Raw genomic sequence first — 11,775 nt, 5'->3', positions numbered from 1 at the left:
TTAAGAGGATATGGGGAAGGAACCCAAAGATGGCACCGTATATGGGCAGTCGGATTCTTCTTGTTTTTTGTTTTAGGGTGCGCTGTCGATACATTCAATACTTTATACTATCGAAAGCACCCTGATCGCTATCCTCCGGCACGCAGGAGAAAGGAGTGAGGGGGCAGTCTCGGTGCATTAACTGCTCAAGTACCCGACACCGTTACCGTGCTGGTGACCCTGGTCTACGCGCCGCCCAGTTAAATGTCGGCGACGACCTGGCTCTCTCCGCCGGCCGCGGTATCAGCCTGCAAGCCGGCAACGATCTACGCCTCACCGCCAGCCAGTTGCAGGCGGGTGGCAGCGCCGCCCTGCTGGCCGGCAATCGGATCGATCTTCTCACCGCCCAGGAGGAGGACTACTCCCTCTACGAGTACCGCCGCAGTGGCGGACTGCTTCGTAGTGGCCGCCACCAGCGCGATGAAGTCCGCGATATCCGGGAAGTCGGCACCCAGATCAGTGCAGGCGACGATATCGCCCTCGTCAGCGGCGGCGACCAGTCCTACCGCGGCGCACGGCTGGACGCCGGCCAGGACCTGGCCCTGCTCAGCGGCGGCAATATCGCCTTCGATATGGCCAGCGACCTGCGCACCGAATCCCACGAGCGCAGCAAGAGCAACTTCGTGCGCCAATCGGCCAGCGGCGAAGGCACGACCAGGGAGACACTGCGCCAGAACGAGTTGCGCTACCAGGGCGAACTGGCCATCCAGGCCGCCCAGGGCATCAGCATCGAGGTGGAGGGTATCAACGCCCAATCGGTGCGCCAGACCGTCGACGCCATGGCCGCGGCCAACCCCGACCTCGCCTGGCTGCAGGAGATGGAGCAGCGCGGCGATATCGACTGGCGCCACGTCGAAGCCATTCACGACAGCTGGAGCTACTCCCAGTCCGGCCTCGGGCCGGGGGCGGCCCTCGCCGTGAGCATTGTCGCGGCCGCTTGGGCTGGCCCCGCTGCGAGCGGCTTGCTAGGGCTGGCCGAAGGTGGTGTGGCTGCCGGCATAGTCAGCGCCGTCGCCGGCTCACTGGCCGGGACCGGCGCAGTCAGCCTTGTAAATAACCGCGGCGGCCTCGGTGCTACCTTCAGCGACACCTTCGCTATGGTAACGTAGTTCACTATAACGGACGGAGTCTTCTATGCGTATCTTGTTCACCGGCGGTAGCGGGAAAGCTGGCCGTCATGCTACGGCATATCTTCGCGACCAAGGTCATCGAGTCACCAATCTGGATTGGGTAGCGTCCGACGTGCCCGGTATTACTACCCTGAAAACCGACCTGACCGATGCGGGCCAGGTGTTTAATGCCTGCCAGGCTTACGCTGGGTTCGACGAGCTGGAGTCGGGCACCGGCGTGCCGCGTTACGATGCCATTGTTCACTTTGCGGCTATTCCGGCCATTCTGCATCGGCCGGATAACGAGACCTACCGTATCAATACGCTGAGTACCTACAACGTGCTGGATGCCGCCACCAAGCTGGGCATTCCCAAAGTTATTTTTGCCTCCAGCGAGACCACCTACGGCGTTTGCTTCGCTGATGGTGAGAAACAACCGGACTACCTGCCTGTCGATGAAGAGCATCCCACCGTACCTCAGGATAGCTATGCCATGAGCAAGGTGGTGAATGAGGTGACCGCACGCTCATTCCAGGCGCGTTCGGGGATGGATATCTACGGCCTGCGCATCAACAATGTGATCGAACCTCACGAGTACCGCCAGAATTTTCCCGCCTATATTGATGACCCCGCCCTGCGCCGCCGTAACATCTTTGCCTATATCGACGCCCGCGACCTGGGTCAGATGGTCGACTGCTGTCTGAAGACAGAGGGCTTGGGCTACCAGGTGTTCAACGTCGCCAACGACGACTTGTCGGTGGGCCTGACTAACGCTCAGGTGATCGAACGCTTCTACTCAGGAGTACCGATCAAGCGCAAAATGGGCGAGTTTGAGACCCTCTACAGCAACCAGAAAGCGCGGCGTCTGGTTGGTTTCGCACCTCGCTACTCCTGGCGAGAGGAGTTGGATCAATAGGGTCAGTGTTATTGATCCAGTAGCCGCTGCTTGTTGATGACTCACTTCCACCCTCACCCAGACGACAACGGCGAAGGCTTGCCGATATTCTCCGGTCCGAAGGAGTCGGGCAGAAGTTCGTCCATGCTGTAGGACTTGAGGTGCCGGCCGTTGGCGTCGAGGACGTCGATGCGGGTGTCGGGGCCGGCGAATTCGCGGATGCGCTGGCGGCAGTCGCCGCAGGGCGTGCACAGGTGTTCGCCGGGGCCCATTACGTAGACCTGGCGAATCTGCTGGCGGCCGCTGCCGACCATGGCGGCGATGGCCGAGGCCTCGGCACACAGCCCCTTGTAGTTGGCGATCTCGACGTTGCAGCCGAGATACTGGCTGCCGTCGGCGCTCTCCACCAGTGCGGCGACGGGGTGCTGGGAGTAGGGCACATAGGCGTGCCCCTGGATCTCCCGCAGGCGCTCGACGATATCCCGCGATACCCCGCTCATGGCGTTCCCCCCGCTGAGTGGCGTGCGGCGTCGTCGCGCAGCACCGCCTCGAGGGCGATCTCCATCATCTCGTCGAAGGTGTTCTGGCGCTCGGTGCTGGACAGCGAGTCGCCGTTGACGATGTGGTCCGACACCGTACACACCGTTGCTGCCCTGGCACCGAACTCGGCGGCCACGCCGTAGAGGCCGGCGGCTTCCATCTCGACGCCGACGATGCCGTAGCGGCGCATCAGCTCGACCATCTCGGTCTGCGGGTTGTAGAACAGGTCGGCGGAGAAGATATTGCCGACCTTGACCGGCACGCCCTTGGCAGCGGCGGCGTCGACCGCGTGCCGGGTCAGCTCGAAGTCGGCGATGGCGGCGAAGTCGTGGTCGTTGAAGCGCATCCGGTTGACCTTGGAGTCGGTGCAGGCGCCGATGCCGATCACTACGTCGCGTACCTTGACGTCGTCGCGCACCGCGCCGCAGGAGCCGACCCGAATCAGCGTCTTGACGTCGTAGTCGGTGATCAGCTCCTTGGCGTAGATCGAGACCGAGGGGATGCCCATGCCGTGACCCATCACCGAGATCTCGCGGCCCTTGTAGCGGCCGGTGTAGCCGTACATGTTGCGCACGCGGTTCACCTGGCGCACGTCGTCGAGGAAGGTGTCGGCGATGTACTGGGCGCGCAGCGGGTCGCCGGGCATCAGCACGGTGTCGGCGAAGTCGCCGCGTTCGGCGTCGATATGCGGAGTGGCCATCACGAGGCTCCTTTGAGGGGGGCAGAGAGAAAGCTTTCGCCGTCGGCCATGGGCGCCAGGCCGAAGTGGCTGGCCAGGCTCTGGCCGATATCGGCGAAGCTGTGGCGCTCGCCGAGTGGGCCCGGCGTCAGGCCGGCGCCGCGGGCCAGTACCGGCACGTACTCGCGGGTGTGGTCGGTGCCGCGCCAGGTGGGGTCGCAACCGTGGTCGGCGGTGAGGATCAGCAGGTCGTCAGCGTCGAGGCGTGCCAGCAGCTCGGGCAGGCGGGCGTCGAAGTGCTCCAGCGCTGCCGCGTAGCCGGCCACATCGCGGCGGTGGCCGTAGACCATGTCGAAGTCGACGAAGTTGGTCATGATCAGCACCCGCTCGCCCGGCGCGCGGGTGGCACTGCGCGCCACCTCGGCCAGGGTGGCGTCCATCAGCGCGTCGTGACCGCTGGCCTTGACCGCCCGGCCGATGCCGCAGTGGGCGTAGATATCGGCGATCTTGCCCACCGAGACCACCTCGCCGCCGGCGTCATGCAGTCGTTGCAGCACGGTGGGCGAGGGCGGCTCGACGCTGTAGTCGCGGCGGTTGGCGGTACGCTGGAAGCTCGCCGCGTCGTCGCCGGCGAAGGGCCGTGCGATCACCCGGCCGATATTGTAGGGCTCGAGCAGCTCGCGGGCGATCTCGCACAGCCGGTAGAGCCGCTCGAGGCCGAAGTACTGCTCATGGGCGGCGATCTGGAATACCGAGTCCGCCGAGGTGTAGACGATGGGTTTGCCGCTGGCGACGTGCTCCTCGCCGAGCCGGGCGATGATCTCGGTGCCCGAGGCGTGGCAGTCGCCGAGTACGCCGGGCAGCTCGGCCTCATCGATCAACGCTTCGAGCAGCTCGCGGGGAAAGCTCTGCTGTTGGTTCTTGAAGTAGCCCCACTCGAAACGCACCGGCACGCCGGCGATCTCCCAGTGTCCGGAGGGGGTGTCCTTGCCCGAGGAGATCTCCCGGGCGTGGCCGTAGGCACCCTCTACGCTCTCGGGCAGCGTCACGCCCGCTGCCAGGCTGCCGCTGCTGTCGCGGTGGGCGTGGAACAGCCCCAGGCGCGCCAGGTTAGGTAACCTAAGTGGTCCAGTCCGCTTCGATGGGCCGGCGTCGGGGCCCTGTCGTGGGCCGGTTTCGGGGCCTTGTAGAGAACCACGGGCGCAGGCGGCGGCGATATGGCCCAGGGTGTCGGCGCCGGCGTCGCCAAAGTCGGCGGCGTCCGGGGCGGCGCCGATGCCGAAGGAGTCGAGCACCAGGACGATGGCACGGGTCATGAAGCCTCCCGACGAATGGCGTCGTGAATCAGGGTGGGCGGCGTCGCGGCGGTGTCGCCGACGATGATGGCGGCGCGCAACTGGTTGGCGGCGCGCTCGGCGCTGGCCGCGTCGCGGGCGTGAATCACCGCCAGCGGGCGTTCGGCGTCGACGCGCTCGCCGATGGCGGCGATCTCGCTGAGGCCAACGCGGTGGTCGATGGTGGCACCCGCCTGCAGGCGGCCGCCGCCGAGTTCGACCACTGCCATGCCCAACGCGCGGGTGTCGAGGCGCTGGACGATGCCCGGCGCCTCGGCGTGCACGGCACGTTGTAGCGGGGCCGCGGCCAGATAGCGGTCGGGACGTTCGAGCAGGTCGGCGGGGCCGCCGAGGCCGGCGACCATGCGCGCGAAGCGCTCGGCGGCGGCGCCCGAGGTCAGCGCCCGCTCGAGTTGGTGCTCGGCGTCGCGGCGATCTGTGGCCAGCCGGCCCTGCAGCAGCATCTCCACGGCCAGGGCGCGGGTCACGTCGAGCAGCCGGCTATCGCCGGCATCGCCGCGCAACAGGCGCAGTGCCTCGCGAATCTCCACGGCGTTGCCGGCGCAGGGCGCCAGCGGCTGGCTCATGTCGGTGACCAGCGCGGTGGTCGGCGTGCCGGCCTGGCTGGCGACCTCGGCGATACGCGTGGCCAGCTCAAGCGACGCCTCGTGGGTGGGCATGAAGGCACCGCTGCCGCTCTTGACGTCCATCACCAGGGCATCGAGGCCGCAGGCCAGCTTCTTGCCCAGGATCGAGGCGACGATCAGCGGCATCGACTCTACCGTGGCGGTGACGTCGCGCACTGCATAGAGGCGCTTGTCGGCGGGGGCCAGGTCGGCGGTCTGGCCGATGATCGCCACCCCGACCTCCTTGACCAGGCGCCGGAAGCGCGCTTGGTCGGGGCCGACGTCGTAGCCGGGGATCGCCTCGAGCTTGTCGAGGGTGCCGCCGGTGTGGCCCAGGCCGCGCCCGGAGATCATCGGCACATGGCCACCGCAGGCGGCGACCCACGGGCCCAGCACCAACGACACCAGGTCACCGACACCGCCGGTGGAGTGTTTGTCGAGCACCGGGCCGGGCAGGTCGAGGTCGTCCCAGGCGAGCACCTGGCCGGAGTCGCGGGTCGCCTCGGTCAGCGCCACCGTCTCGACGTCGTCCATGCCGTTGAGGTAGGCGGCCATGGCGAAGGCGCCGATCTGGGCATCGCCGATCTGGCCGCTGGCGATGGCCTGGATGAACTCACGCAGCGCCTCGGCCGGCAGTGCCTGGCCGTCACGCTTGGCACGTATCAGCTCCTGGGGCAGCATCAGTAGCCTCCCGGGGTATCCGACCCTGGCGCCTCGGCGGCTTTTTCGACACCCAGGGTCTCGAGCAGATTGCCGAGCAGGCTCGAGGCCCCGAAGCGGAAGTGCGCCGGGCTCACCCAGTCGGCGCCCATGATGCGTTCGGTCAGCGCCAGGTAGGCGGCGGCGTCTTGCGTGCTGCGCACCCCGCCGGCGGCCTTGAAGCCGACATCGGCGCCGCTGCGCTTGATCGCCTCGAGCAGCAGCTCGGCGGACTCGAGGGTGGCATTGACCGGCACCTTGCCGGTGGAGGTCTTGAGGAAGTCGGCACCGCCGGCGATGGCCAGCTCGCAGGCCTGGCGGATCAACGACGGCGAGGCCAGCTCGCCGGTCTCGAGGATCACCTTGAGGGTCGCCTCGCCGCAGGCGGCCTTGCAGGCAGCGACCAGGTCGCGACCGACGGTCTGCTGGCCTGCCATCAGCGCGCGATAGGGGAACACCACGTCGACCTCGTCGGCGCCAGCGGCGATGGTATCGCGGGTCTCGCGCGCGGCGCGGGCGATGTCGTCGCTGCCTTCGGGGAAGTTGGTGACGGTGGCGATCCTGACCCGCTGGCGCAGGCCACGCTCGCTGAGGCCGCGATGGGCGGCGGCAATGAAAGCCGGATAGACGCACAGCGCGGCGGGGGTGCCCACCGGGGTGTCGGCCTGGGCGCATAGCGCGGAGATGCTCGCCTCGCTGTCGTCGTCGTTGAGGCTGGTCAGGTCCATGAGGGCCAGTGCCCGGCGGGCGTCGGCCTGAAGAGGTGTATCGGTCATGGCAGTGTCCATAGCGTCATGAGGTGGCGTGCTGCGGCGCTGCGGCGGCGTGGCCGCAGCGCTCGATGGGTGGTCCTAGCCTAGCGCACCCAGCGCCAGGAAGAACCCGGCGATGGACGCCGACATCAGGTTGGAGAGGGTGCCGGCGAGCACCGCCTTGAGGCCGAAGCGGGCGATGTCGTGGCGGCGGCTCGGGGCGATGCTGCCGAGGCCGCCGAGCAGAATGGCGATCGACGACAGGTTGGCGAAGCCGCACAATGCGAACGACAGGATCGCCATGGTGTGGGCACTCATCGCCTGGCCGGTGGCGGCGACCATCTGTTCGCCATCGAGGTAGGGCGCCAGGTTGATATAGGCGACGAACTCGTTGACCACCAGCTTCTGGCCGATGAAAGAGCCGGCCAGGGTCGCTTCTGCCCAGGGGATGCCGAGCAGGAAGGCCAGCGGCGCGAACAGCCAGCCGAGGATCATCTCAAGGCTCAGCTCGGCCATGCCGAACCAGCCGCCGATGCCGCCCAGCATGCCGTTGATCAGCGCGATCAGGCCGATGAAGGCGAGCAGCATGGCACCGACGTTGGCGGCTAGCTTGAGGCCGGAGGTGGCGCCGGCGGCGGCGGCATCGAGCACGTTGGCGGGGCGGTCTTCCTCCTCCTTGAGTCGCTCCTCGGCCTCGGAGACGCTGTCCTCGGGCTCCTGGGTCTCGGGCATGATCAGCTTGGCGAACAGCAGCCCGCCGGGTGCGGCCATGAACGAGGCGGCCACCAGGTACTCCATGGGAATCCCCAACGCGGCATAGCCGGCCAGCACCGAACCGGCCACCGAGGCCAGGCCGCCGCACATCACCGCGAACAACTGCGACGGCGTCATGCGTGCAATGAAGGGGCGCACTACCAGCGGTGCTTCGGTCTGGCCGACGAAGATGTTGGCGGTGGCCGACAGCGACTCGGTGCGCGAGGTGCCCAGCGCCCTCTGCAGCGCGCCGCCGAGGATACGGATCACCCACTGCATGATGCCGATGTAGTAGAGCACGGCGATCAGCGACGAGAAGAAGATGATTACCGGCAGTACCTTGATGGCGAACACGAAGCCGACGTTGTCGGCATCGGCGAGTCCGCCGAACAGGAAGTCGATGCCATCGTTGGCATAGGCGACCACCTGACTGACTGCTTCGGAAATCGTGTACAGCACTGTCTGGCCGAACGGCACATAGAGCACGAAGGCGCCGATGCCGGCCTGGATGGCGAAGGCACCGACCACGGTACGCAGGCGAATGGCGCGGCGGTTGTAGGAGAAGGCAAGGGCGATCAGGATGAGGGTAATCATCCCGACCAGGCTCATAAGGAGTGTCATTAGGAGATCCTTCGAGTCGGGCTAGCGGAGGCGCAACAACTTACAGGAAGTTGAGCTTGAGGGTATAGATCATGGCGTTCTGGTAGTCGTTGGGCGTCCCCAGCTTGTTGTTGGCGTAGCGGTACTGCACGCCGGTGGTGATCAGATCGCTGGGGTGCCACCACAGGCTCAGCGCACCATTGGTGCCGACACTGCCGGCCTTGTCGCCGACATAGTTCTGCTCGAGGTAGTCGTCGTCGCGATCGAAGGTCTGTTCGTGCCAGTTGGTGACGCTGAAGGCCTGGTCGAAGGCGGTGAAATCGTACCCCGCGACCCAGCCGGCCATATAGCCGTTCATGCCAGTGTAGCCGTCGCTCTGCACGCGTGCCGCGCCGAGAAACGGCTTGACCCACAGGCCATTGCCGAAGGTGTGGCGGTAACCGGCACCGAGGATCTGGTCCTGCTCGCGGGCGTTGAAACCGTAGTCGCGGAAGTCGTAGACGTGGGCATAGACCGAAAACGGCGAGTCGCCCAAATAGATATGCGAGGTCACCTTGGCGGCGGTACGGCGGTTGTCGCGTCCATCGCTACCCTCGTCGAAGCTGTCGTGGGTAGGGTTTTCAAGATCGGCGAAACCGTAGAACTCACCCCACTCGAAGCCGGCGCCGCCCTCCAGTTCGATGTAGTAGAAGTCGCTCTTGGCGGCGTTGTCGGCGGTGCGCCGCTCGGTGCCGGACGACCAGTCGAGGTAGTTGAGCGAGACGTTGCCGAAGGACCACAGTGGCTGGGTGGCATCGGCCTGAACGTTGGCAACGGCAAGCAGTGCGCCGGCACCGAAGGCGGCGAGGGAAGCGTTACGTAGGAGTGTCATCGGAAGCCTCGAGACGATTGTCGTTATTGGCGTCCCGGCGGGGGCCGGGGGTAAATGTGCTACCGATGTTAAACCTATAACATGATCTGTTATTTTTCTAACATTTTTTTGGGATACGCTGGAATCCAACGGCAATTAGACGCTACGGGTGGCCTGGGGGCGGGCCGCAGTGGAAATTCATCGGCACCTGGCTCAGCATGGGGTGACACGACGGATCAATCGGAGGTGGCGGTTAGATGAACGGCCGAAGCGCCATGCGCCTGGCCCGGCTACAGGAAGCCCTGGCCGGTGGCGGTACCATCCATCTCAGTGAGGCGGCCAAGCTGTGCGGCGTCTCGGAAATGACCATCCGCCGCGACGTGGCGGCCAGCGACGGTACCATGACCTTTCTCGGCGGCCACCTGATGATGGCCGACAACCCGCAGTTCGCACCGGTCTACGACCTCGACGAGCAGCGCGGCAGCCACTATCTGGCCAAGCAGCGGCTATGCCAGGGCGCGGCGTCGTTCATTGACGAGGGCGATACGCTGTTCATCGACTGCGGCACTACCCTGATGCCGCTGCTGAGCATGCTCGGCGAGTTCGAGGAGTTGACCGTGGTGACCTACGCGCTCAACGTGGCCAACGCGGTGGGCACGCTACCCAATGTGCGCCTGGTGCTGCTGGGCGGGCTCTATCATCACAGCTCGCAGTCGTTCGGCAGCGGCGAGATGTACGATGCGGTGCGGCGACTGGGGATCAACAAGGCGTTCATCTCGGCGGCCGGCGTCGACCTGGAGCGCGGCGTGAGTTGCTTCCACTTCCATGAGGTGGCGCCCAAGCAGGCCGCGTTGGAGAGTGCCCGCTACCGTATCCTGGTGGTCGATGCCAGCAAGCTGGGCATCGTGCGCCCCGCGCTGTTTGCCCAGCTCGACGCGTTCGACGTGGTGGTCACCGATGCCAAGGCGGCCCCGGCGCTGAATGCCCGGGTCGGCGGCGTTAACCAGCCGCCGCGGGTGATGGTGGCCTGATCGCGCGACTCACGGCTGGCAGAAATAGACCTGGGCGGGGGGGATGTTGAGCGGCTCGAAGCCGCGCCGCACACGCTGGTAGGTGCGCTCCAGGTCGGGCAGCACCTTGGGCGAGAACTGGTAGATCAGCAGCTCGCCCTGGGGGGAGAGGGCATCGCGGGTGGCGTTTAGCACGCCATTGCGCAGGCCGTCCGGCATGGTGCTGAACGGGATGCCTGCCACCACGTAGTCGGCGGCGGAGAGCTCGCGCTCGGCGAGGATCGCCGCCACGTCTTCGGCCGAGCCGGCCACCAGCTGCAGGCGCGGGTCGGGCAGGGCGCTGTGCAGGTAGTCGACGAACTCCTCGTTGGTCTCGATGGCCACCAGTATCGCTTCGGGATGCATGCGGCGCAGGATCTCGCGGCTGATGGTACCCACGCCGGGGCCGTACTCGACGATTACCCGGGCACGCTCCCAGTCCACGGGCTCGAGCAGGCGGCGGATCAGGAACGGCGAGCTGGGAATGATCGATCCCAGCATCTTGGGATGCTTGAAGAAATTGCGTGCGAATAGCGACAGCTGCTGGCGCTGAGAACTCGGTGTGGCGGCGGTTTTGCGTTCCTCGACGTTCATGCATCCGTCCCTTGGCAAGTAAGCGATCTTCCCACTCTAGGCTACTGTGCGGCGCTGTGAAAGGCGAACCCAACTGCTGGCTGCGGCGTTTGGTCGCTTTCATGCATGCCGATTTTCTTATGCAATGGTAGGGATGTGGTTGCTGTGACCGCATCCGGGCGCCGCCCCTTGGGGCGGCATCGGTAATGCCTCGCGCATATTGTTAGCATGCTCATATTGGCCATGCTAATTTCTGCGCGCCTTGCGTACGAGAGAGTCCCATGAGCAAACTTCGCCGTTTCCTCGGCACCCTGGCGCTATGGTCGCTATCGCTATTGCTGGCCGGCTGCAGTTCGGCGCTGCTGGACCCCAAGGGAGAGATCGGGGTGGAGCAGCGCAGTCTGATTCTGACCTCCTTTGGTCTGATGTTGATCGTCGTGATACCCGTGATCGTCATGACCCTGGTGTTCGCCTGGCGCTATCGACACCGCGGGCGATCCGCCTACCGGCCGGACTGGGCGCACAACAATTGGATCGAGGCCGTGGTATGGGTGGTTCCCTGCCTGATCATTGCCGTCCTGGCCGCCCTGACCTGGCATACCTCGCATACGCTAGACCCGCACAAGCCGCTCGCCTCCAGCGAAGACACCCTCGAGATCCAGGCCATATCGATGGACTGGAAGTGGCTGTTCATCTACCCCCAGCAGGGCATCGCCACGGTCAACGAGGTCGCCTTCCCGGTGGATGTTCCGGTGCGCTTTCGGGTCAGTTCCGATTCGGTGATGAACGCCTTCTTCATTCCCCAGCTGGGGAGCCAGATCTACGCCATGGCGGGCATGGACAACGATGTTCATCTGGTCGCCAATCACCCCGGTCGTTATGAGGGGCGTTCCACCAACTACAGTGGCGCGGGCTTCTCCGGCATGACCTTCGAGGCACTGGCCACTTCCGAGCAGGCGTTCGAGGACTGGGTCGAGACCGTGCGTGGTGCCGAGCAGCGTCTCGACTACCCGAATGGCTATGCCGAATTGGCGGCGCCCAGCCAGTACCACCCGGTCGAGTATTTCTCGAGCGTGACGCCACATCTCTATGAGCAGCTGCTGCTCAGCTTCCATGACGGCGCCGAGCACGCTGACTCCCACGCGGATTCCCATGACGTGGAGAGTGCCACCGCCACTCGCACCGACACCGCCGACCATCGCGTCGGTCATCACCATGCCGATCAACAGTACGCCTTGCGCCGTCGACCCACGCGCACAGAGGCAGGGGGTTAAGCC

General features: G+C 65.6%; 12 protein-coding genes. 4 read left to right on the top strand and 8 right to left on the bottom strand.

Translation table 11 applies throughout. The features are described from left to right. Positions 1-155 precede the first annotated feature (155 nt). Both CK498_RS13045 and CK498_RS13040 read left to right on the top strand, forming a co-directional pair. A complete protein-coding gene (locus CK498_RS13045) occupies positions 156-1,148 on the top strand; it encodes a hemagglutinin repeat-containing protein (protein WP_095621279.1) in 993 nt (330 codons plus the stop codon). A gap of 25 nt (positions 1,149-1,173) precedes the next feature. Beyond that, complete coding sequence (locus tag CK498_RS13040) at positions 1,174-2,064, top strand: NAD-dependent epimerase/dehydratase family protein (RefSeq protein ID WP_095621278.1); 891 nt, start codon at positions 1,174-1,176, stop codon at positions 2,062-2,064. Positions 2,065-2,117: 53 nt separating this feature from the next. Here CK498_RS13040 and cdd read toward each other — a convergent pair whose 3' ends face one another. The 7 genes from cdd to CK498_RS13005 form a co-directional block, all read right to left on the bottom strand. Then, entirely contained in the window at positions 2,118-2,543 is a 426-nt protein-coding gene (gene cdd, locus CK498_RS13035; RefSeq protein WP_095621277.1) for a cytidine deaminase, read from the bottom strand. Further along, positions 2,540-3,283: a purine-nucleoside phosphorylase gene (gene deoD, locus CK498_RS13030; RefSeq protein ID WP_095621276.1), complete on the bottom strand. Its 744-nt coding sequence runs from the start codon at positions 3,281-3,283 to the stop codon at positions 2,540-2,542. The genes cdd and deoD overlap by 4 nt, the downstream gene beginning before the upstream one ends. Next, the gene (locus CK498_RS13025) at positions 3,283-4,578 is read right to left on the bottom strand and encodes a phosphopentomutase (protein ID WP_095621275.1); all 1,296 of its coding nucleotides are present in this window, start codon (positions 4,576-4,578) and stop codon (positions 3,283-3,285) included. Before CK498_RS13025 ends, deoD begins: the two co-directional genes overlap by 1 nt. Next, the gene (deoA, locus tag CK498_RS13020; protein ID WP_095621274.1) at positions 4,575-5,903 is read right to left on the bottom strand and encodes a thymidine phosphorylase; all 1,329 of its coding nucleotides are present in this window, start codon (positions 5,901-5,903) and stop codon (positions 4,575-4,577) included. The genes CK498_RS13025 and deoA overlap by 4 nt, the downstream gene beginning before the upstream one ends. Then, the gene (gene deoC / locus CK498_RS13015; RefSeq protein WP_095621273.1) at positions 5,903-6,697 is read right to left on the bottom strand and encodes a deoxyribose-phosphate aldolase; all 795 of its coding nucleotides are present in this window, start codon (positions 6,695-6,697) and stop codon (positions 5,903-5,905) included. The genes deoA and deoC overlap by 1 nt, the downstream gene beginning before the upstream one ends. 75 nt (positions 6,698-6,772) lie before the next feature. Then, on the bottom strand, positions 6,773-8,047 hold the full coding sequence (locus CK498_RS13010) for a NupC/NupG family nucleoside CNT transporter (RefSeq protein WP_095621272.1): 1,275 nt from the start codon (positions 8,045-8,047) through the stop codon (positions 6,773-6,775). 40 nt (positions 8,048-8,087) lie between these two features. Continuing rightward, on the bottom strand, positions 8,088-8,897 hold the full coding sequence (locus tag CK498_RS13005; protein ID WP_095621271.1) for an outer membrane protein OmpK: 810 nt from the start codon (positions 8,895-8,897) through the stop codon (positions 8,088-8,090). A 236-nt stretch (positions 8,898-9,133) separates the two neighbouring features. Between CK498_RS13005 and CK498_RS13000 the strand changes: the two genes are divergently transcribed. After that, a complete protein-coding gene (locus CK498_RS13000; protein WP_095621270.1) occupies positions 9,134-9,907 on the top strand; it encodes a DeoR/GlpR family DNA-binding transcription regulator in 774 nt (257 codons plus the stop codon). A 9-nt stretch (positions 9,908-9,916) separates the two neighbouring features. Here CK498_RS13000 and CK498_RS12995 read toward each other — a convergent pair whose 3' ends face one another. Then, positions 9,917-10,519: a class I SAM-dependent methyltransferase gene (locus CK498_RS12995; RefSeq protein ID WP_095621269.1), complete on the bottom strand. Its 603-nt coding sequence runs from the start codon at positions 10,517-10,519 to the stop codon at positions 9,917-9,919. 260 nt (positions 10,520-10,779) lie between these two features. Here CK498_RS12995 and cyoA point away from each other — a divergent pair, with 260 nt between their 5' ends. Beyond that, positions 10,780-11,772, top strand: a complete 993-nt coding sequence (gene cyoA, locus CK498_RS12990) for a ubiquinol oxidase subunit II (RefSeq protein WP_095621268.1) — start codon at positions 10,780-10,782, stop codon at positions 11,770-11,772. Positions 11,773-11,775 lie beyond the last annotated feature (3 nt).

The organism is Halomonas salipaludis (assembly GCF_002286975.1).
GTDB classification, from domain to species: domain Bacteria; phylum Pseudomonadota; class Gammaproteobacteria; order Pseudomonadales; family Halomonadaceae; genus Franzmannia; species Franzmannia salipaludis.
The sequence above is the reverse complement of the archived record's forward strand: the minus strand, read 5'-3'. Positions and strand labels throughout refer to the sequence as shown.